Source organism: Pseudomonas coleopterorum, assembly GCF_900105555.1.
GTDB classification, from domain to species: Bacteria; Pseudomonadota; Gammaproteobacteria; order Pseudomonadales; family Pseudomonadaceae; genus Aquipseudomonas; species Aquipseudomonas coleopterorum.
Window position 1 is genome coordinate 633,575 of sequence record NZ_FNTZ01000001.1, and the last position, 21,442, is coordinate 655,016.

18 protein-coding genes, 1 other RNA gene and 2 pseudogenes are annotated in these 21,442 nt (G+C 59.9%); 13 read left to right on the forward strand and 8 right to left on the reverse strand.

The genetic code is table 11. The annotated features are described in order from the left end of the window. The first annotated feature begins 44 nt into the window (after positions 1-44). Both dbpB and BLV18_RS02740 read left to right on the forward strand, forming a co-directional pair. Positions 45-1,100 (forward strand): DGQHR domain-containing protein DpdB, encoded by a 1,056-nt coding sequence (gene dbpB, locus BLV18_RS02735; protein ID WP_244156798.1) that lies wholly within the window; start codon positions 45-47, stop codon positions 1,098-1,100. Between the two features lie 31 nt (positions 1,101-1,131). Next, complete coding sequence (locus BLV18_RS02740) at positions 1,132-1,569, forward strand: hypothetical protein (protein ID WP_090356196.1); 438 nt, start codon at positions 1,132-1,134, stop codon at positions 1,567-1,569. A 131-nt stretch (positions 1,570-1,700) separates the two neighbouring features. Here the strand turns inward: BLV18_RS02740 and BLV18_RS02745 are convergent. The 4 genes and pseudogenes from BLV18_RS02745 to BLV18_RS02760 all read right to left on the reverse strand — a co-directional run. Next, positions 1,701-2,392 (reverse strand): annotated as a pseudogene (locus BLV18_RS02745) (integrase arm-type DNA-binding domain-containing protein); the annotation flags it as partial. A gap of 175 nt (positions 2,393-2,567) precedes the next feature. Then, positions 2,568-2,960, reverse strand: a transfer-messenger RNA (tmRNA) gene (gene ssrA / locus BLV18_RS02750). A 78-nt stretch (positions 2,961-3,038) separates the two neighbouring features. Next, positions 3,039-3,311: a PA2433 domain-containing protein gene (locus tag BLV18_RS02755; protein WP_090356198.1), complete on the reverse strand. Its 273-nt coding sequence runs from the start codon at positions 3,309-3,311 to the stop codon at positions 3,039-3,041. A gap of 216 nt (positions 3,312-3,527) precedes the next feature. After that, entirely contained in the window at positions 3,528-5,228 is a 1,701-nt protein-coding gene (locus BLV18_RS02760) for a lactate permease LctP family transporter (protein WP_043190819.1), read from the reverse strand. Between the two features lie 185 nt (positions 5,229-5,413). On the opposite strand from BLV18_RS02760, the gene BLV18_RS02765 reads away from it, so the two are divergent. Then, entirely contained in the window at positions 5,414-6,181 is a 768-nt protein-coding gene (locus BLV18_RS02765; protein WP_049858653.1) for a GntR family transcriptional regulator, read from the forward strand. Positions 6,182-6,229: 48 nt separating this feature from the next. Here BLV18_RS02765 and smpB read toward each other — a convergent pair whose 3' ends face one another. Continuing rightward, a complete protein-coding gene (gene smpB / locus BLV18_RS02770; RefSeq protein ID WP_043190812.1) occupies positions 6,230-6,712 on the reverse strand; it encodes an SsrA-binding protein SmpB in 483 nt (160 codons plus the stop codon). A gap of 258 nt (positions 6,713-6,970) precedes the next feature. On the opposite strand from smpB, the gene BLV18_RS02775 reads away from it, so the two are divergent. Further along, positions 6,971-7,405 carry a type II toxin-antitoxin system RatA family toxin gene (locus BLV18_RS02775; protein ID WP_056845235.1) on the forward strand — a complete coding sequence of 145 codons (435 nt, stop codon included), beginning with the start codon at positions 6,971-6,973 and terminating at the stop codon, positions 7,403-7,405. After that, the gene (locus BLV18_RS02780) at positions 7,398-7,709 is read left to right on the forward strand and encodes an RnfH family protein (protein ID WP_090356200.1); all 312 of its coding nucleotides are present in this window, start codon (positions 7,398-7,400) and stop codon (positions 7,707-7,709) included. The genes BLV18_RS02775 and BLV18_RS02780 overlap by 8 nt, the downstream gene beginning before the upstream one ends. A gap of 61 nt (positions 7,710-7,770) precedes the next feature. Here BLV18_RS02780 and BLV18_RS02785 read toward each other — a convergent pair whose 3' ends face one another. Beyond that, a complete protein-coding gene (locus BLV18_RS02785; RefSeq protein ID WP_049858655.1) occupies positions 7,771-8,292 on the reverse strand; it encodes an outer membrane protein assembly factor BamE in 522 nt (173 codons plus the stop codon). Positions 8,293-8,390: 98 nt separating this feature from the next. Between BLV18_RS02785 and fur the strand changes: the two genes are divergently transcribed. Next, complete coding sequence (gene fur / locus BLV18_RS02790; RefSeq protein ID WP_049858656.1) at positions 8,391-8,795, forward strand: ferric iron uptake transcriptional regulator; 405 nt, start codon at positions 8,391-8,393, stop codon at positions 8,793-8,795. A 442-nt stretch (positions 8,796-9,237) separates the two neighbouring features. Here the strand turns inward: fur and BLV18_RS22680 are convergent. Both BLV18_RS22680 and recN read right to left on the reverse strand, forming a co-directional pair. Continuing rightward, positions 9,238-9,342, reverse strand: a pseudogene (locus BLV18_RS22680) (hypothetical protein); the annotation flags it as partial. A gap of 177 nt (positions 9,343-9,519) precedes the next feature. Beyond that, positions 9,520-11,193 (reverse strand): DNA repair protein RecN, encoded by a 1,674-nt coding sequence (recN, locus tag BLV18_RS02795; RefSeq protein ID WP_090356204.1) that lies wholly within the window; start codon positions 11,191-11,193, stop codon positions 9,520-9,522. Positions 11,194-11,421: 228 nt separating this feature from the next. Between recN and grpE the strand changes: the two genes are divergently transcribed. The 7 genes from grpE (at position 11,422) to greA (ending at position 21,421) form a co-directional block, all read left to right on the forward strand. Then, positions 11,422-11,988 carry a nucleotide exchange factor GrpE gene (gene grpE, locus BLV18_RS02800; RefSeq protein ID WP_090356205.1) on the forward strand — a complete coding sequence of 189 codons (567 nt, stop codon included), beginning with the start codon at positions 11,422-11,424 and terminating at the stop codon, positions 11,986-11,988. 62 nt (positions 11,989-12,050) lie between these two features. Next, the gene (gene dnaK, locus BLV18_RS02805; protein WP_269082545.1) at positions 12,051-14,024 is read left to right on the forward strand and encodes a molecular chaperone DnaK; all 1,974 of its coding nucleotides are present in this window, start codon (positions 12,051-12,053) and stop codon (positions 14,022-14,024) included. A gap of 186 nt (positions 14,025-14,210) precedes the next feature. Continuing rightward, on the forward strand, positions 14,211-15,338 hold the full coding sequence (gene dnaJ, locus BLV18_RS02810; RefSeq protein WP_090356208.1) for a molecular chaperone DnaJ: 1,128 nt from the start codon (positions 14,211-14,213) through the stop codon (positions 15,336-15,338). A 17-nt stretch (positions 15,339-15,355) separates the two neighbouring features. Further along, a complete protein-coding gene (gene dapB / locus BLV18_RS02815) occupies positions 15,356-16,159 on the forward strand; it encodes a 4-hydroxy-tetrahydrodipicolinate reductase (RefSeq protein ID WP_056845240.1) in 804 nt (267 codons plus the stop codon). Between the two features lie 305 nt (positions 16,160-16,464). Continuing rightward, positions 16,465-17,601, forward strand: coding sequence for a glutamine-hydrolyzing carbamoyl-phosphate synthase small subunit (gene carA / locus BLV18_RS02820; protein ID WP_090356210.1), 1,137 nt, complete (start codon positions 16,465-16,467; stop codon positions 17,599-17,601). 125 nt (positions 17,602-17,726) lie between these two features. Then, positions 17,727-20,948: a carbamoyl-phosphate synthase large subunit gene (gene carB / locus BLV18_RS02825; protein ID WP_049858663.1), complete on the forward strand. Its 3,222-nt coding sequence runs from the start codon at positions 17,727-17,729 to the stop codon at positions 20,946-20,948. Continuing rightward, positions 20,945-21,421: a transcription elongation factor GreA gene (greA, locus tag BLV18_RS02830; protein ID WP_090356213.1), complete on the forward strand. Its 477-nt coding sequence runs from the start codon at positions 20,945-20,947 to the stop codon at positions 21,419-21,421. Before carB ends, greA begins: the two co-directional genes overlap by 4 nt. The last annotated feature ends 21 nt before the right edge of the window (positions 21,422-21,442 follow it).

Consider the following 21,442-nt stretch of genomic DNA (forward strand, 5'->3'; position numbering starts at 1 on the left):
TGCTATCCCTCTTTCTGGGGGGGCGCTCGATGGAGGAAGACCCATTGCTTAAGTTCAGCGCAATCAAGGCGTTACAGAGCCCAACCCACCAAGTGGTGTCGTTTGCGGCTACTGTTGAGCAGATTTTGACGATCGCTAGCATCGACCGAGTCAATCGTGATGATCGTGGCGCCCTTCATGGCTTTCAGCGGCCACAGGTGTCCAAGCACATACGAGAGATCCGCGACTACCTCTCCCGTCCCGATGCGGTAATGCCCAATGCTGTGGTGTTAGCGTTTACCAATGGAGTCCGAGTGGTGGATGGAGATGGACCCTATGCAGAAATTGAGGTGGATATTTCATCTGGCCCTCCTGGGTTCGTTGTGGATGGTCAGCAGCGCCTATCTGCGTTAGCTGGGCTCGAGGGGAGTTCGTTCCAGCTACTGGTGTCTGCTCTTGTGTGTGAAAATCAGGATGAGCTTCGTCGACAATTCATTCTTGTCAACAACACCAGTCCATTACCGAAGTCGCTGGTATATGAACTGCTCCCGTCTGTCAGCGGCCTTCCATTCAGAATGACTTCCCGCGCCCGCGCAGCCCGCATCGTGGAAATGCTGAATTATGACGATCGATCTTCTTTGCAAGGTCAGATTAAGCAGCATACCAATCCCTTAGGAGTCATCGGCGATACGTCGCTCCAAAAACTGGTAATGAACTCCCTATCAGACGGTTACTGTCGGGAGGTGATTGAGTTGCCGGGAGGTGAAGATCGATGTTTCTTGGCCATCAGTGAGTTTTTCCAGGCGGTTCAGGAGGTGTTTGGAAATGCTTGGCATGGTCATACACCTAAAAGTTCTCGTCTAGTACATAGCGCAGGGATTATTTCCATGGGGTTTGTTATGGAACAGTTATGTGCTACAGGAGCGCCACTGGCCCCAGTATTCAAGTTAGGCCTGAGAAAGCTACAAGGATATACAGCTTGGACGCTCGGTTCGGGAGAGTGGTCCTTTAAAACAGGCAGCCGGCCATGGAATGGCGTTCAGAATTTACATGGTGATATTCATCTTTTAACTGATCATTTGACCAGGGTAGTTCGAAGGTCGGAACTCGTACCTAGCTAACTGGGCTAATTACTAATATTTAGGAGGCAATATGCCTACTTTGGTTTCATCGAATCTGTCTCCAGCCCTGGCCAGCGACGCCAGTGTAAAAGAGTTCTCAGAAGTCATTCTTCATCTATCCATGGCTTTTCAGGAGGCATTGAGGAGGCTTGCAGGGCAGGACGAAGCTTTCCCTTCTGAAGGGTATGGCATGCTGACTGAAGCCTACGGTTTGCGGACGCGTGCGAATATTCTCTATCTGACGCCATCTACCCATGTGGTGCACGAATTAAGCTTTTCCCAAACTGCTATGTTGGAGAAATTTGAAGAAATATTAAATTTCCTGAATAATGTCGCCGATTTGCGCACTGTTAACTCCATTCTGGTTTCCGTAATCACCATTGCATCAGCACTGGGTGAAGGACGAGCCATGGTTGTAGAGTTTTTGTTTGAAACGCTATGCATCGATCTTGAGTCTTGGAAGGTTTAGTCTAGCTGTTTTTTTTTGCCTGAGATACGGAAAGAATTAGTGTAGATTTTGAAAGTTCGTTTTTGAGGCCGTTCGGCGACTGCCCATCCGGTGGTCGCCGGCTCAGCTTGGCGAGTGATCGTGTGTTGTCATTCGATCAGGCAGCGAGTCGCGCGCTTGATGCTATCGTTCGCGATTCCCATCATGACCTCAGGCAGTTCCTCAGGTGACAGCGCGGCCATGTTCTCTTTCTGTGGCTTCTTGAACACTGCTCGAATTCTATTGGGGAGGGGGCGAGGAATATCGCTCCCGAGTTTACCCCGTAAGTCATGATCTCGTTGAGCCGTTGGCACAGTCGCTTCACTGTCTCGAGGCTGCCTTTGGCCTCGATTGGGCCAAGCAGTTCGATGACCATCGGTGCGCTGATTTTTGAGAGCGGCGTAGTTTTCAGGTCTGGAAATACATGCAGCGTAAGCGATCGCCAAATGTCTTCGGCGTACGCCGGCGTAACGGAGTCCTTCTTCAGCTGTCTCCGCTCGTTTGGCTTCGTCCTGTGCATTGCGTTGTACCTTGGGATCAATGCCTTGTGCAAGCAGCACGCGCGCTTCCACCACTTTCTTCTTTGCATTCGCCAGCGAGAGCTCTGGGTACGTGCCCAGCCCCATATTGATACGGTTTTTGGTTACCAGCTCGCGGTAGTTGAAGTTCCACAGCATTGAGCCATTGCTCCCGATTCGGAGCTGAAGCCGTCGCCATCGTTGAGCACGTAATCTTTGTCTTTTGCCTTGACTACCTTGACTGCCTTGAGCTGGCGGTCGGAGAGGCGAAGGGCTGGAGCAGGCATGAGAGCTTCCTCTTACACTGATTTGGTATTCCAAAAAATAGCACTGAATGCCTTGGAATACCCAAACGGATGGAACTCAAAACACCTCTGCGGAGCCCATTAGCCCTTAAACCCTTGATTTCGCTGGATTTCAGGCACAAAAAAAGACGCCCTAAGACGTCTTCTCCTGCAGATTTGGTGGAGCCGGGGGGATTTGAACCCCCGTCCGCCAGTACTCCGCTGTCGGTACTACATGCTTAGCCGTGTCTACTGAGTTAATCCGCAGCCGCCCGACTGGCAGGGTGCATTGGACGAGCTGTGTAAGTTTTAGTCGCTTTGCCCACAGCGTGCTACACGACGATCCTGTTCTGCGTGACGATCACTTTGGGTTTACAGGCATCCCCTGATGATCGCTGGCACCGAAGTAGCCAGAAGAGCGGCTCAGCTACCGTTAGGCAGCGAGAGCTTGGCCCTCGTAGGTTTCGTCGTTGGCAACTATAGAAAGTTGCAACAGTGGATTTACGACTTCTGTTACCAAGTCGGCATGCACCTAAAGTTTCGCAACCGGCGTCGAATCCTAATCGGCCCCAACCCCTGCGGTTAGGCAGGGGAGACGTAGTCTACGTCATTTCGCGGCGTCAGGCCAACCCTATGGTTGGCTTGGCGGTCAACCTTTGCTTTTCTGAGCATCCATCAGGATGTTCATGGCATCGGTGGAGTGCGAGATGCAGGCTTTTTCGTCCTTGGCAGCGTGGGCGGCCATGGCTGCTTTGTAGGCGTCGTCGTATTGGCTCTTGGCAGGGTCGCCCAGTTGCATGGAAGTGGTCTTGGCGTCGTTCAGCTTCTGCATGTTGACGGCGCACAGGTCTTCAGCTGCGAACACAGGGGATGCTATCAGGGCGGAGGCTACGATCAGGCCGGACAGATAGGTACGCTTCATAAGAATCTCCTTACTCAAGGTGGACTCGGCGCTCCTCGGTAGGATCGGCGTCCGCAGTCAGAAATAGCCCGATTGCTTGCGGGCCTGATGAATGGACTTCGCGCCAATGCAGGGGTTCTACGCAAAACGTGTGCGGATGTAAAAAAATTCATAAGGCACCAAAAGGGGGCATGTTAGCCCCCAGGTTTGGTGTGATAGACGTAGATCGGCTGCCGATCAGTGCACCAGCATGCCGGTGAACCAGTACGCTTGGGCCAGGGTGATCAAGCCGATGATGGTGGCGAACAGCAGGCTGTGCTTGAGCGTGAAGCGCAGCAGGTCGGACTCGCGGCCCACCAGGCCGGTGGCGGCACAGGCGACGGCGATGGACTGCGGCGAGATCATCTTGCCAGTCACGCCTCCGCTGGAGTTGGCGGCCACCATCAGTACGTCGCTGACGCCCAGTTGGTGCGCGGTGGTGGCCTGCAGCGAGCCGAACAGGGCGTTGGACGAGGTGTCCGAGCCGGTGAGGAATACACCGAGCCAGCCCAGGAACGGCGAGAAGAACGGGAACGCGGAGCCAGTGCCGGCCAGGACCAGCGCCATGGTGGAAGACATGCCCGAGAAGTTGGTGACGAAGGCGAAGGCCAGCACCATGCCGATGGACAGGATCGGCCAGCGCAGTTCGAACAAGGTTTCACCGAACGTCTTGAACGCGGTCTTGATGTCGATGCGCAGCACCATCATCGAGATGATCGCGGCGAACAGAATCGCCGTGCCGGTGGCCGAGATCGGGTCGAACTTGAACACGGCGGGCATCGGTGTGGCGGTAGCGACGATGGGCGCGGTTTTGAGTACCAGTTGGTCCAGGTGCGGGATGGCGAAGTTGAAGACGAAGTTGTACATGGCGCCGCCCGGGGCGAACATCGCCTTGAACGGCTTCAGGGTCCAGATGGTGACGAGCACGGTCAGGATCAGGAACGGCGACCAGGCCTTGAGGATCTGCCCCAGGCTGTAGGGCGTTGGCGTCGAGCCACCGACGGTGCTGGCTTTGCCTGTTGGCCCGCCGCCCATCACGGCTGCGCCACCGCTGACGGCGACCGTTTCGCTGCTGGCCGCGCGCTTGGGTTGCCAGACTTTGAGGAACAGGGTCAGGCAGACGATGCTGGCCAGGGCCGAGGTGATGTCGGGCAGTTCCGGGCCGATGAAGTTGGAGGTCAGGTACTGCACGATGGCGAAGCTCAGGCCTGCGACCAGCGCCGCTGGCCAGGTTTCCCGAACGCCCCGCAGGCCGTCCATGATGAACACCAGCCAGAACGGGACGATCAGCGATAGCAGTGGCAGTTGACGGCCGGTCATGGCGCCGATCTTGAACGGGTCGATGCCGGTCACCTGACCCGCGACGATGATCGGGATGCCCAAGGCGCCGAAGGCCACCGGCGCGGTGTTGGCGATCAGGCACAGGCCTGCGGCGTACAGCGGGTTGAAGCCCAGGCCCACCAACAGGGCTGCGGTAATCGCCACCGGCGCGCCGAAGCCTGCCGCACCTTCCAGAAACGCACCGAAGCAGAAGCCGATCAGCAACACCTGCAGGCGTTGGTCGTCGGTGATGGACAGCACCGAGCTGCGGATGATTTCGAACTGGCCGCTCTTCACCGTCAGCTTGTAGAGGAACACGGCGGCCACGATGATCCAGGCGATCGGCCACAGGCCGTACATGAACCCGTAACCCGCGGCGGCCAGCGCCATGTCGGCGGGCATGCCGTAGGCGAAGATGGCCAGGATGATGGACAGCGCCAGCGTGATGCTGCCGGCGATGTACCCCTTCATGCGGAATACGGCCAGCGCCAGGAAGAAGAACACGATGGGAATGACGGCAACCAGGGCGGACAGCCCGAGGCTTCCGAGCGGGTTGTAGATCTGCTGCCAGGTTTGCATAAGCTGAGGCCCCTTGTTTTTTTTGGAAGGCTTGGCGCTGTCGTGCGGCTGTTTGATTGCAGAAATTGGTAATACCAATTTACAATAAATCCAAGTCAGGTTAGGGCGCAGCCGTGGGGCTGTCAATTTACTTGTCTATGACTTTGGTCGAGTGCGGCCGAAGCAATCGTGTGTTGGAGCCATCCATGGGTATTGATCAAGTCCGCCAGCGGCGTTTGTCCGATGGCATTGTCGAGCGTCTGGAAGCCATGATCCTGGAGGGCACCCTGCGTGCAGGCGAGCGCTTGCCGGCCGAGCGGGCGCTCGCCGAGCAATTCGGCGTGTCGCGCCCCTCGCTGCGCGAAGCCATCCAGAAGCTGGTGGCCAAGGGCATGCTGGTCAGTCGTCAGGGCGGCGGCAACTATGTCTGCCACAAGCTGGGTTCGACCTTCAGCGATCCATTGCTGGCGCTGCTGGAAAGCAATCCGGAGAGCCAGCGCGACCTGCTGGAATTTCGTCACACGCTGGAAGCGTCATGTGCGTTCTATGCGGCGCAGCGCGCCACTGAGATCGATCGTGAACAACTGAAGCTCGCCATGGATGTTCTGGAAGACTGTTACCGGCGGGTCGACAGCGTGACGCGGGAGGAGGAGGGCGTGGCCGATGCCAACTTTCATCTGGCCATCGCCGAAGCCAGTCACAACGCGGTGTTACTGCACACCGTGCGTGGGCTGTTCGACATGCTCAAGCGCAATATGGTGGTGAACATCGGTGGGATGCATCGGCACAGTGTCGAAACCCGCGACAAGCTCATCGCACAGCATCGGCGGCTGTTTCAAGCAATCGTCGAGGGGCAGGCAGAACAGGCGCGGGAGTTGGCCAGTCTGCACATCACCTACGTGCAGGGCGTGCTCGACGAGGCGCGGCAGACGGTGCAGCGAACCGCTCGCGCGCAGCGACGCAACGGCTTGTGAAAGCAAGCCGGAAAACGCGGTGAAACCGGCGCTGCAAGGGCGGGGAGATCAGTCTTCCTTGCCCTTGTTGCGCACGGCACGCTGCAGCTCGCGGTTGGAATCGCGCTCGCGCTCGGTGTCGCGCTTGTCGTATTCCTTCTTGCCCTTGCCCAGAGCGATTTCGCACTTGATCAAGTGCTTGCTCCAGTAGATCGACAAGGCCACGCAGGCATAGCCCTTCTGCTGAACCTGGGCGAACAGCTTTTCCAGCTCGCGGCGGTTGAGCAACAGTTTGCGGGTACGCGTCGGGTCGGCGATCACGTGGGTGCTGGCCGTGGTCAGGGGGGTGAAGTGGCTACCCATCAGCCAGGCTTCGCCATCCTTGAGCAGCACGTAGCTGTCCACCAGTTGCGCCTTGCCGGCACGCAGGCTTTTTACTTCCCAACCGGCCAGGACCAAGCCAGCCTCGAAACGGTGTTCGATGAAGTAATCGTGTCGCGCTTTCTTGTTCTGCGCGATGGTCCCTGTAGGGTGTTTCTTTAATTTGGCCATAGGGCGCGCATTATAGGCAGTCGTTGCGCTCTCGGCTACGGTATTGCGGTGTGCTTGAGCGGTTGCAATGAATACCGGACAATACGTGATCTTTTTGGATAGCCTGCGCTCAGCCGCTGTCGACAAAGAAGCCCCATGATTTCGTTGGCGTGCCCCCTGTCTGCTGGCATGCCTACCTTATTTTCAAGGCGCCGTTGGCGTCGTCCGGCCGGCGCGTGATGCTCGCGTCCGCCGCCCAGCTTTGGAAGTGACGCTCGCATGACTACCCATATTCAACGTTCGGCTTTGCTGCCATATCCTGCTCAGGCCCTGTATGACCTGGTCAACGATGTGTCGCGCTATCCCGAGTTCCTGCCCTGGTGTTCGGCCACCACCATCCTCGAAGAAACCGACACCTTGATGCGCGCCAACCTGGACATTGCCAAGGGTGGGTTGAGTCAGCACTTCGTGACCCGCAATACCCTGGAGCCCGGTCGCTCCATCGAAATGAACCTGGAAGAAGGCCCGTTCAATCAATTGCACGGTATGTGGATATTCAAGCCGTTGGGTGAGAAGGCCTGCAAGATCAGCCTGGATCTATCCTTCGACTACGCTGGCCCCATCGTTCGTGCCACCTTGGGTCCGCTGTTCAACCAGGCTGCCAATACCCTGGTCGATGCCTTTTGCCAGCGCGCCAAGCAGTTGCATGGCTGACCAGTCGATCGAGATTGAAGTGGTCTATGCCGCTGTCGATGACCAGGCATTGATCTCGCTTCAGGTACCCGTGGGTACCACGGTGGCCCAGGCCATCGAAATGTCAGGCATCGCCGTACGATTTCCTGACGTGGATTTCTCCCGGTGTCCGGTGGGCATTTTCGCAAAGCTTGTGGATTCTCCTGCCGAATACGTTATGCAGGCAGGTGATCGTATCGAGCTTTATCGACCTTTGTTGGCGGACCCAAAAGAAGTGCGGCGATTGCGCGCGGCCAAGGCGGCGCAAGCGCGCAAGACACGCTGAGATACGTGTTCTTCGCCCATGAAAAAGCCCGGCATCACCGGGCTTTTTTCGTATCGCCTGCTTACTGCGGCGAAACGTCCAGCGGCTGGGGCGTTGGGACGGGAACCGTCTTCACACCGTCCACATCGCGCTGGATGTCTTCGAGCATCGACCCAGGCTTGGGTGGCTCTTCGGCTTTCTGTGGCTCGCCCTGTTGAGGCACGACGTTGGTGTCGGTATCGCTGCCCAGAATCGCCTGATCCTTGCTGACGCCGGGCATGAAGTCGCCGGACAGGCCAACCAGCTGGTCGTTGCCGTTGAACAGGACACTCATGCGTTCCTGCTGACGTTCGCCGCCGCCTGGCTGCAGGCTGTACAGGTAATCCCAGCGATTGGCGTGGAACGTGTCGACCAGCAGAGGGTTGCCCATGATAAACCTTACTTGCCGACGGGTCATTCCGGGCCTTAACTGGTCTATCATGTCCTGCGTGACGACATTGCCCTGCTGGATGTCGATTTTGTAAACCCCGGGGAATGAACAACCGGCGAGTGCGAGCAGTCCCACGAAGGTGAGGCTGGTTAGCAAGTGCTTGGTGTTTTGCATCGGTGGGCGACTTCCACTATCTTGGCTGGGACAACGTAAACCCCGATCATACCCGTATTAAGAGATGCTGCGAAGCCGCATCGTTGAGAAAGCTGACCATGGTTGATAATAGCGAACTGCGTAAAGCCGGCCTCAAGGTGACCCTTCCACGGGTCAAGATTCTGCAAATGCTGGAATCGGCACAGCAACGCCACATGAGCGCCGAAGAGGTCTACAAGGCGCTGATGGAGGCTGGCGAGGATGTGGGTCTGGCCACGGTTTACCGTGTTCTGACTCAATTCGAAGCGGCCGGTCTGGTAGCACGTCACAACTTCGACGGCGGCCATGCCGTGTTCGAATTGGCAGACGGCGAGCATCACGACCACATGGTCGATGTGGAGTCGGGTGAAGTGATCGAGTTCACCGATCACGAGATTGAACGGCTCCAGAAGGAGCGTGCGATCCAGAACGGCTACGAGTTGGTCGATCACAACCTGGTGCTGTACGTGCGCCGGCCCAAGTAATCTCGGGCTTGATGCAGAAAGGCGACCCTAGGGTCGCCTTTTTTGTATGCGGTGTGTCAGTGAGGGCCTCTTCGCGGGCAGAGCCCGCTCCCACAATGAATAGTGTCACATCATCATGTGGGAGCGGGCTCTGCCCGCGAAGAGGCCGGACCTGCCACCATCACCCCTTGGCCGTGACCACCATCTTCTTGGCATGCGCCAATGATTCTTTGGTCAAATCGATCCCGCCCAGCATCCGCGCCACTTCTTCCACGCGCTCGCCCTCGCCCAGGTTCGACACCTCGGGCTTGATGCAGAAAGGCGACCCTAGGGTCGCCTTTTTTGTATGCGGTGTGTCAGTGGGGGCCTCTTCGCGGGCAGAGCCCGCTCCCACATGGAGCAGGATTGCATTGCAGCATTGTGGGAGCGGGCTCTGCCCGCGAAGAGGCCGGGCCTGCCACCATCACCCCTTGGCCGTCACCACCATCTTCTTGGCATGGGCCAACGATTCCTTGGTCAAATCGATCCCGCCCAGCATCCGCGCCACTTCTTCCACGCGTTCGCCCTTGCCCAGGTTCGACACCTCGGGCTTGATGCAGAAAGGCGACCCTAGGGTCGCCTTTTTTGTATGCGGTGTGTCAGTGAGGGCCCTTTCGCGGGCAGAGCCCGCTCCCACATGGAGCAGGATTGCATTGCAGCATTGTGGGAGCGGGCTCTGCCCGCGAAGAGGCCGGACCTGCCACCATCACCCCTTGGCCGTCACCACCATCTTCTTGGCATGGGCCAACGATTCCTTGGTCAAGTCGATCCCGCCCAGCATCCGCGCCACTTCTTCCACGCGCTCGCCCTTGCCCAGGTTCGACACCGCCGTGCGCGTCTCGTCGCTGCCACGCACCTTGTGCACGAACAGGTGATGATGCCCTTGAGCCGCCACCTGTGGCAGGTGGGTCACGGTCAACACCTGCCCACGTTCACCCAGACGACGCAGCAATTGGCCGACGATTTCTGCGGTAGGCCCGCCGATACCCACGTCCACTTCGTCGAACACCAGCGTCGGGACCCGCGAGGTCTGCGCCGTGATCACCTGGATCGCCAGACTGATCCGCGACAGCTCACCACCCGAAGCCACCTTGGCCAGGGGCTTCATGGGCTGGCCCGGGTTGGCGCTGACCAGTAGCTCGACCTGCTCTAGGCCATTGGGATGCAAGTCCTCATGGGCGTTGGCGCGCAACTCGATAGTAAAGCGCCCGCCGGGCATGCCCAGGCGCTGAATTTCCACTTCCACCGCCGAGGCCAGTTGCGCTGCCGCATGGGTGCGCAGGCCGGTCAGCTCGCGCGCTTTTTCCTGGTAGTGACGGGCATAGGCCGCCAGTTCTTCACCCAGTTGCTCGATCGACTCGTCGCTGGCATTCAAGCCTTCCAGCTCTTCGAGCAAGCGGTGTTGCAGCGCCACCACTTCGGTCGGGTGCACGCGGTGTTTGCGCGCCAGGGTATAGATGGTGTCGAGGCGTTCCTCGATGTGCTGTAAACGCGCCGGGTCTGCCTCGAAGTGATCAAGGAAGCGATTGAGTTCGCCGACCGCTTCTTCCACCTGAATCTGCGCCGTGGCCAGCATCGAGGCGGCTTCGCCCAGCGCGTTCGGTGCATTGCTGACGCCGCCCAAGCGATTCAGGCTGGCGGTCAGCGCGCTGAGCACGTTGCCCGAATCATTTTCACTGCAGTGGTCGATCACCTGGCGGCAGATGCCGAACAGCGCTTCGGCGTTGGTCAGGTTCTTGTGTTCCTGCTCCAACTGCTCCAGCTCGTTTTCACCCAGGCCGAGATTCTCCAGCTCTTCCAGCTGATAGCTGAGCAGTTGGTGGCGTGCGCGCTGCTCGTCGCCGGAATCCGACAGGCGTTCGAGTTCCTGGCGGGTCTGCCGCCACTTCTGCGCGGCCAGTTGCACTTGCCGAGCCAGGTCGCTGGCGCCGGCGTATTCGTCGAGCAGGCGGCGATGGGTGTCGGTCTTGAGCAGCGACTGGTGCTCGTGCTGGCTGTGGATGTCGATCAGCAGCTCGCCCAGAGACTTGAGGTCGCCCAGCGGGCAGGGTGTGCCGTTGATGTAGCCGCGCGAACCGCCCTTGGCGGTGATCACCCGGCGCAGAATGCAGGGGCCGTCGGTTTCCAGGTCGCGCTCGGCCAGCCAGGCGCTGGCCTCGGGGATGTCGACCAGGTCGAACGTGGCCAGGATGTCGGCCTTGTCGGCGCCCGGACGAACCACGCCGCAGTCGGCACGATCGCCCAGGGCCAGGCCCAGCGCATCGAGCATGATCGATTTGCCGGCGCCGGTCTCGCCCGTGATCACGCTCATCCCGCGCTCGAGTTCGAGGTCGAGATGTTCGACGATGGCATAGTTGTGTACGGACAGGTGCACCAGCATAAGACCGCCCCCAGGCATGAATGTCTGGTTATTTATACAGTGTTTCATGCAGGGCTGACAATATTCGTCCTTAGCTCGTTTTCGCCTGATCTCGGGATTTTTTATTGCTGACTTGCAAAGCTCGCGTGTCGCCGCTTGTCGTCAGCCCTTGAAGCGCGGATTTGTGACCCCATATACCGGTCAGAAGCGCGAGTCGACCTCGCGGACGTAATCGAGAGGAGAGAACCAATGGCTGACGAACAGAACCTGGACGATCAGAATCTAGACGCTAATCAGGCTGCCGACGCCGGTGCCGAAGACCTCACCGCGCGCGTGCAATTGCTCGAAGAGCAGCTCGCCGCCGCCCAGGACCAGTCCCTGCGCGTAGCCGCCGACCTGCAGAACGTTCGCCGCCGTGCCGACCAGGACGTGGAAAAGGCGCACAAGTTTGCCCTCGAGAAGTTCGCCGGCGACCTGCTGCCTGTGCTCGACAGTCTGGAGCGCGGCATCGAACTGTCCAGCCCCGATGACGAAAGCATCCGTCCGATGCGCGAAGGCATGGAGCTGACCCTGAAAATGTTCCAGGACACGCTCAAGCGCTACAACCTCGAGGCCATCGATCCGCACGGTCAGCCGTTCAACGCCGAGCATCATCAGGCCATGGCCATGCAGGAAAGCGCGGACGTCGAGCCCAACAGTGTCTTGAAAGTTTTCCAGAAGGGCTATCAGCTCAATGGACGCCTGCTGCGCCCGGCCATGGTCGTGGTCAGCAAGGCCGCCGTACCGGTTTCGCCTTCGATCGACGAGCAGGCTTGAAATCGGCCAAGTGGCCCCCATCTTAGTGTCAAGCGTTTAAGTGCTACCGCAGACAGCCACCACTGTCGCGGCAACCAAATCCAAAATTTTCGGGCCTTAGTGCCAGGAGAAGAAACATGGGCAAGATTATCGGTATCGACCTGGGGACCACCAACTCCTGCGTCTCCATTCTGGAAAACGGCAAGGCCAAGGTCATCGAGAACGCCGAAGGCGCTCGCACCACACCTTCGATCATCGCGTATGCCAACGACGGCGAAATTCTCGTCGGTCAGTCGGCCAAGCGTCAGGCGGTCACCAACCCGCATAACACCCTGTACGCGGTTAAGCGTCTGATCGGTCGTCGTTTCTCCGAAGACGTCGTACAGAAAGACATTCAGATGGTGCCTTACAAGATTGTCGAAGCCGACAACAAGGACGCCTGGGTTGAAGTCAACGGCAACAAAATGGCTCCGCCACAGATCTCGGCTGAAATCTTGAAAAAGATGAAGAAGACTGCCGAAGACTACCTGGGTGAAGCCGTTACCGAAGCGGTCATCACCGTACCGGCCTACTTCAACGACAGCCAGCGTCAGGCCACCAAAGACGCCGGTCGTATCGCGGGTCTGGACGTCAAGCGCATCATCAACGAGCCGACTGCCGCGGCACTGGCATACGGCATGGACAAGGCCAAGGGCGACCACACTGTCATCGTTTATGACCTGGGTGGCGGTACCTTCGACGTGTCCGTGATCGAAATCGCTGAAGTCGATGGCGAGCACCAGTTCGAAGTGTTGGCCACCAACGGCGACACTTTCCTGGGTGGTGAAGACTTCGACATCCGCTTGATCGACTACCTCGTCGACGAGTTCAAGAAAGAAAGCGGCATGAACCTCAAGGGTGACCCGCTGGCCATGCAGCGCCTGAAGGAAGCTGCGGAAAAAGCCAAGATCGAACTGTCCTCGAGCCAGTCGACCGACGTTAACCTGCCGTACATCACTGCAGACGCGACCGGTCCTAAGCACTTGAACGTGAAGATCTCCCGCGCCAAGCTGGAATCGCTTGTTGAAGACCTGGTTCAACGCACCATCGAGCCTTGCCGCACCGCCATGAAAGACGCCGGTATCGACGTTGGCGCGATCAACGACGTGATCCTGGTCGGTGGTCAGACCCGTATGCCACTGGTACAGAAGCTGGTGACCGATTTCTTCGGTAAGGAAGCTCGCAAGGACGTCAACCCTGACGAAGCCGTTGCCATGGGTGCTGCCATCCAGGGCGCCGTACTGGCCGGTGACGTGAAAGACGTGCTGCTGCTCGACGTCAGCCCGCTGACCCTGGGTATCGAAACCATGGGTGGCGTGATGACCGCGCTGATCGAGAAGAACACCACGATTCCTACCAAGAAATCGCAGGTATTCTCGACTGCCGACGACAACCAGGGCGCCGTGACCATCCACGTCCTGCAAGGCGAGCGCAAGCAAGCCGCGCAGAACAAGTCGCTGGGCAAGTTCGACCTGGCCGAGATTCCACCGGCTCCACGTGGCGTACCGCAGATCGAAGTGACCTTCGACATCGATGCCAACGGCATCCTGCACGTCGGCGCGAAGGACAAGGCCACCGGCAAGACTCAGTCCATCGTGATCAAGGCCAACTCCGGTCTGTCCGAAGACGAAATTCAGCAGATGGTTCGTGACGCTGAAGTCAACGCCGAGGAAGACCGCAAGTTCGAAGAGCTGGCTGCTGCTCGCAACCAGGGTGATGCACTGGTGCACTCGACTCGCAAGATGGTCGCTGACGCAGGTGACAAGGTCACCGCCGACGAGAAGACTGCCATCGAAGCGGCCGTTGTGGCGCTGGAAACTGCGGTCAAGGGCGACGACAAGGCAGCGATCGATGCCAAGGTCGAAGAATTGTCCAAGGTCTCCGCTCCAGTGGCACAGAAGATGTACGCCGAACAGGCCGAGAAGCCTGAAGGCGCCGCTGCTCAGCCAGCGGAAGAAGCCGGCAAGCACGACGACGTCGTCGATGCCGAATTCGAAGAAGTCAAAGACAACAAGTAATTCTTGTTGGTCGGCCGGTTGACTGTGCTCGCACGGTGACTGGTAGGATGTCGCCGCGCGGGGGCTTGCTCCCGCGTTGGCGTGTCTGGAATACACGAATTTTAACAACATGCGACAGCGATCGGATGTTGGCGGCGCGGTCAGCGGCGCCCCTGCGTGCTGGCTCCCAAAAGAGTAAAAAGACTTATGGCAAAGCGTGACTATTACGAGGTTCTGGGGGTGGAGCGTGGCTCCAGCGAAGCGGATCTGAAGAAGGCCTATCGCCGCCTCGCGATGAAGCATCACCCGGATCGCAACCCTGACAGCAAGGAATCCGAGGAAGCCTTCAAGGAGGCCAACGAGGCCTACGAAGTGCTGTCCGACGCCAGCAAGCGCGCGGCATACGACCAGTACGGTCATGCCGGCGTCGACCCGAGCATGGGTGGCGGCGGCCAGGGCTTCGGCGGGCAGAATTTCTCCGACATCTTCGGCGATGTGTTCAGCGATTTCTTCGGTGGCGGTCGTGGCGGCAATGGCCGCGGTGGCGCCCAGCGTGGTAGCGACCTGCGCTACACGCTCGAGCTGAACCTGGAAGAAGCCGTGCGCGGCACCACGGTCAGTATCCGTGTGCCGACGCTGGTCAACTGCAAGCCTTGCGACGGCAGTGGCGCGAAGAGGGGCTCGGCGCCGATCACCTGCCCAACCTGTGGCGGTATCGGCCAGGTGCGCATGCAGCAGGGCTTCTTCTCTGTGCAGCAGACCTGCCCGCGCTGCCACGGCCAGGGCAAGATCATCTCCGACCCGTGCGATTCGTGCCACGGCGAAGGCCGTGTCGAAGAGTACAAGACCCTCTCGGTCAAGGTGCCTTCGGGCGTCGACACCGGCGACCGCATTCGCCTCTCCGGCGAAGGCGAGGCGGGCATGCAGGGCGGTCCGACTGGCGATCTGTACGTGGTCATCAACGTGCGCGAGCACGCGATCTTCCAGCGCGACGGCAAGCACCTGTATTGCGAAGTGCCTATCAGCTTTACCGATGCGGCCTTGGGCGGCGAGCTGGAAGTGCCGACCCTCGACGGTCGGGTCAAGCTGAAGATCCCGGAAGGCACCCAGACCGGCAAGCAGTTCCGTCTGCGTGGCAAGGGCGTTGCGCCCGTGCGTGGCGGTGGTGCTGGCGACCTGATGTGCCGAGTGGCGGTGGAAACGCCCGTCAACCTCAACCGCCGTCAGCGTGAGTTGCTGGAAGAATTCCGCACTTCGCTGGAAGGCGACGAATCCCATTCCCCGAAGGCCAATGGTTGGTTCGAGGGTGTGAAGCGTTTCTTCGGCGACTTGTAAGGCATAAGGATTCAAGCATGCGACGTATAGCTGTGATGGGCGCCGCCGGGCGCATGGGCAAGACGTTGATCGAAGCGGTCCAGCTGGCGCCCGGCGCCGGTCTGACTGCTGCGATCGATCGGCCGGACAGCACGCTGGTCGGCGCCGATGCTGGTGAACTGGCGGCGCTGGGCCGTATCGGCGTGCCGTTGTCGGGTGACGTGGCGAAGGTGGCGGAAGAATTCGATGTATTGATCGACTTCACTCACCCAACCGTGACCCTGAAAAACTTGGCGTTCTGCCGCAAGGCCGGTAAGGCCATGGTCATCGGTACGACCGGTTTCAGTCCCGAGGAGAAGGCGCTGCTGGCCGAGGCGGGCAAGGACATTCCGATCGTCTTCGCTGCCAACTTCAGCGTCGGTGTCAACCTGTGCCTGAAGCTGCTCGACACCGCTGCACGGGTGTTGGGCGACGATGTCGACATCGAGATCATGGAAGCCCATCACCGGCACAAGGTCGACGCTCCGTCGGGCACGGCAGTGCGCATGGGTGAAGTGGTTGCCAATGCCTTGGGTCGCGACCTCAAGCAAGTGGCGGTCTACGGCCGTGAAGGCCAGACCGGTGCGCGCGAGCGTCAGACCATCGGTTTCGCCACTGTGCGTGCCGGTGACGTGGTGGGTGACCACACCGTGCTGTTCGCCGCTGACGGCGAGCGCGTCGAGATCACCCACAAGGCCTCCAGCCGCATGACGTTCGCCAAGGGCGCGGTACGCGCCGCCCTCTGGCTCGACGGCCGTGCCCCAGGCTTCTACGACATGCAGGATGTGCTCGACCTGCATTGATCCAGCTATCCTTCGCGGGCAAGCCCGCTCCCACAGGATCTTTGATGTGGCGAAGATCCTGTGGGAGCGGGCTTGCCCGCGAAGGCTCACGCCAGCAAATCACCACTGTGCGTCGCATCCTGCCAAGTCTTCACCGCATTCGCGGTAGACCAAAACCCCTCTTTTCTGTAAGCTACAGCTTTAGTGTGTCCACTAAAAGCGCGCAGATAATTCGATGAAAAGAAGCGGGGTGACGTATCCATACGGCATTCCGCTTTTTTACAACCTGCGATCGCCCTTTCAGGCTTTATTTACGGGAGGTCTTCTTGACTAAGCCAGCCATACTCGCCCTTGCCGATGGCAGCATCTTTCGCGGCGAAGCCATTGGAGCCGACGGGCAAACCGTTGGTGAGGTGGTGTTCAACACCGCCATGACCGGCTATCAGGAAATCCTTACCGATCCTTCCTATGCCCAGCAAATCGTTACCCTGACCTACCCCCACATCGGCAACACCGGTACCACGCCCGAAGACGCCGAGTCCGATCGCGTCTGGTCCGCAGGCCTGGTGATCCGCGACCTGCCACTGGTTGCCAGCAACTGGCGCAACACGCTGTCCCTGGACGAATACCTGAAAGCCAACAACGTCGTCGCCATCGCCGGCATCGATACTCGCCGCCTGACCCGCATCCTGCGTGAGAAGGGCGCGCAGAACGGCTGCATCATGGCCGGTGACGACATCAGCGAAGAGGCCGCCATCGCCGCCGCTCGCGCCTTCCCTGGCCTCAAGGGCATGGACCTGGCCAAGGAAGTCAGCACCAAGGACACCTACCAGTGGCGCTCCAGTGTCTGGGACCTCAAGTCCGACAGCCACCCCGACGTGCCCAACAGTGAATTGCCGTACCACGTGGTCGCCTACGACTACGGCGTCAAGGTCAACATCCTGCGCATGCTCGTCGAACGCGGCTGCCACCTGACCGTGGTGCCGGCGCAAACCCCGGCCGCCGACGTGCTCGCCCTCAACCCCGATGGCGTGTTCCTGTCCAACGGCCCTGGCGATCCGGAGCCCTGCGACTACGCTATCCAGGCGATCAAGGAAGTGCTGCAGACCGAGATTCCCGTCTTCGGCATCTGCCTGGGTCACCAGCTGCTGGCCCTGGCCGCCGGCGCCAAGACCGTCAAGATGGGTCACGGCCACCACGGCGCCAACCACCCGGTGCAGGACGTCGACAGCGGCGTGGTGATGATCACCAGTCAGAACCATGGTTTCGCGGTAGACGAAGCGACGCTGCCGGGCAATGTGCGTGCGATCCACAAATCGCTGTTCGATGGCACCCTGCAGGGCATCGAGCTGACCGCCAAGGCCGCCTTCAGCTTCCAGGGTCACCCTGAAGCCAGCCCTGGCCCCAATGACGTCTCGCCACTGTTCGACCGCTTCATCGAATCGATGGCCAAACGCCGCTGATTCCTGTCGGACCCGTGTGTAACGCGCGCCCCGGCTGGCCCCGTCGAAGACGGACAGGCCGCCAGGGCGCCGCCCAATAAAGTCCAGGCGGGCAGCCGGCTGAACTGCGCAATTGAGTGAGAACCATGCCAAAACGTACAGACTTGAAAAGCATCCTGATTCTTGGTGCCGGCCCGATCGTCATCGGCCAGGCCTGCGAATTCGACTACTCCGGCGCCCAGGCCTGCAAGGCCCTGCGCGAAGAGGGCTACCGCGTCATCCTGGTCAACTCCAACCCGGCCACCATCATGACCGACCCGGACATGGCCGACGCCACCTACATCGAACCGATCAAATGGCAGACCGTGGCCAAGATCATCGAGAAGGAGCGTCCGGACGCCGTGCTGCCGACCATGGGTGGCCAGACTGCCCTGAACTGCGCCCTGGACCTGGAGCGCGAAGGCGTGCTGGCCAAGTTCGGCGTGGAAATGATCGGTGCCAACGCCGACACCATCGACAAGGCCGAAGACCGTTCGCGCTTCGACAAGGCCATGAAATCCATTGGCCTGGCCTGCCCACGCTCGGGCATCGCCCACAGCATGGAAGAAGCCAACGCAGTACTCGAGAAGCTCGGCTTCCCGTGCATCATTCGTCCTTCGTTCACCATGGGCGGCACCGGCGGCGGTATCGCCTACAACCGTGAAGAATTCGAGGAAATCTGCGCCCGCGGTCTGGACCTGTCGCCGACCAAGGAACTGCTGATCGACGAATCGCTGATCGGCTGGAAAGAGTACGAGATGGAAGTGGTCCGCGACAAAAAGGACAACTGCATCATCGTCTGCTCGATCGAGAACTTCGACCCAATGGGCGTGCACACCGGTGACTCGATCACCGTTGCACCGGCGCAGACCCTCACCGACAAGGAATACCAGATCCTGCGCAACGCCTCCCTGGCGGTCCTTCGCGAGATCGGTGTGGAAACCGGTGGTTCCAACGTGCAGTTCGGTATCTGCCCGAACACCGGCCGCATGGTCGTCATCGAGATGAACCCGCGCGTGTCGCGTTCCTCGGCGCTGGCCTCCAAAGCCACCGGCTTCCCGATCGCCAAGGTCGCAGCCAAGCTCGCCGTCGGCTACACCCTCGACGAACTGCAGAACGACATCACCGGCGGCAAGACCCCGGCGTCCTTCGAGCCGTCGATCGACTACGTCGTCACCAAGCTGCCGCGCTTCGCCTTCGAGAAATTCCCCAAGGCCGACGCCCGCCTGACCACCCAGATGAAATCCGTGGGTGAAGTCATGGCCATCGGCCGGACCTTCCAGGAATCCCTGCAGAAAGCCTTGCGCGGCCTGGAAGTGGGCGTCTGCGGCCTGGACCCGAAAGTCGACCTGAGCAGCCCTGAAGCCAGCGGCATCCTCAAGCGCGAACTGACCGTGCCGGGCGCCGAGCGCATCTGGTACGTCGCCGACGCCATGCGCGCCGGCATGAGCGTGGATGCCATCTTCGACCTGACCATGATCGACCGCTGGTTCCTGGTGCAGATGGAAGACCTGATCAAGGAGGAAGAGAAGGTCAAGACCCTGGGTCTGGCCGATATCGACAAGGCCTTGATGTTCCGCCTCAAGCGCAAGGGCTTCTCCGATCAGCGACTGGCCAAGCTGCTGGGCATCACCGACAAGAACCTGCGTCGCCACCGCCACAAGCTGGAAATCTTCCCGGTCTACAAGCGCGTCGACACCTGCGCCGCCGAGTTCGCCACCGACACCGCCTACCTGTACTCCACGTACGAGGAAGAGTGCGAAGCCAACCCGTCGGACCGTGACAAGATCATGATCCTGGGCGGTGGTCCGAACCGTATCGGCCAGGGCATCGAGTTCGACTACTGCTGCGTTCACGCGGCCCTGGCCCTGCGCGCCGACGGGTACGAGACCATCATGGTCAACTGCAACCCGGAAACCGTCTCCACCGACTACGACACCTCCGACCGTCTGTACTTCGAGCCGCTGACGCTCGAAGACGTGCTGGAAGTGGTGCGCGTCGAGAAGCCCAAGGGTGTCATCGTCCAGTACGGTGGCCAGACCCCGCTGAAACTGGCCCGCGCGCTGGAAGAAGCCGGCGTGCCGATCATCGGCACCAGCCCGGACGCCATCGACCGCGCCGAAGACCGCGAGCGCTTCCAGCAGATGGTCCAGCGCCTGAACCTGCTGCAGCCGCCGAACGCCACTGTGCGCAGCGAAGAAGAAGCCATTCGTGCTGCCGGCACCATCGGTTATCCGCTGGTCGTGCGTCCTTCCTACGTGCTGGGCGGCCGTGCCATGGAAATCGTCTACGAACTGGACGAGCTCAAGCGCTACCTGCGTGAAGCCGTGCAGGTGTCCAACGACAGCCCGGTGCTGCTCGACCACTTCCTCAACTGCGCCATCGAGATGGACGTTGACGCGGTGTGCGACGGGACCGATGTAGTCATCGGTGCGATCATGCAGCACATCGAGCAGGCCGGCGTTCACTCCGGTGACTCGGCGTGCTCGCTGCCACCGTACTCGCTGCCGGCTCACGTGCAGGACGAAGTGCGCGAGCAGGTCAAGAAGATGGCCCTGGAGCTGGGTGTCATCGGTCTGATGAACGTGCAGCTGGCCTTGCAGGGCGACAAGATCTATGTGATCGAAGTCAACCCGCGTGCCTCGCGTACCGTGCCGTTCGTGTCCAAGTGCATCGGCACCTCGCTGGCGATGATCGCGGCGCGTGTCATGGCCGGCAAGACGCTGAAGGAAATCGGCTTCACCCAGGAAATCATTCCCAACTTCTACAGCGTCAAGGAAGCGGTGTTCCCGTTCGCCAAGTTCCCAGGCGTCGACCCGATCCTCGGCCCGGAAATGAAATCCACCGGTGAAGTCATGGGCGTCGGCGACACCTTCGGCGAAGCCTTCGCCAAGGCCCAGATGGGCGCCAGCGAAGTATTGCCAACCGGCGGCACCGCGTTCATCAGCGTGCGCGACGACGACAAGCCACTGGTGGCGGGCGTCGCTCGCGACCTGATCGCGCTGGGCTTCGAAGTGGTCGCCACCGCAGGCACCGCGCGCGTCATTGAAGAAGCCGGGTTGAAAGTACGTCGCGTGAACAAGGTGACCGAGGGCCGTCCGCACGTGGTCGACATGATCAAGAACGACGAAGTCACCTTGATCATCAACACCACCGAAGGTCGTCAATCGATCGCCGATTCTTACTCGATCCGTCGCAACGCCTTGCAGCACAAGATCTACTGCACCACGACCATTGCCGCTGGCGAAGCGATCTGTGAAGCGCTGAAGTTCGGTCCAGAAAAGACCGTGCGCCGTTTGCAGGATCTCCACGCAGGACTCAACGCATGATCAAATATCCAATGACTGTCCAGGGCCATCGCGCCCTGGAGGTAGAACACGAGTTTCTAAGCAAGACCGAGCGTCCGCGCTTGAGTCAGGCCATCGGTGAGGCGCGCGAATTGGGCGACCTCAAGGAAAACGCCGAATACCATGCCGCCCGCGAGGAGCAGGGCATGGTCGAGGCACGTATCCGCGACATCGAAGGCCGTTTGCAGAATGCTGTGGTGATCGACGTCACCACGATTCCGAAAACCGGCAAGGTGATCTTCGGCACGACCGTGGAAATCGCCAATGTCGATACCGACGAGCGCGTGAAGTACAAGATCGTGGGAGAGGACGAGGCCGACATCAAGGGCGGCAAGCTATCCCATGGCTCGCCCATCGCACGTGCCCTGATCGCCAAGGAAGAGGGCGATGTGGTCACCGTGAAGACGCCCGGTGGCGTGATCGAGTACGAGATTGTCGAAGTCGCCCACATTTGATCGGCCGCAGTCCCGGCAGGT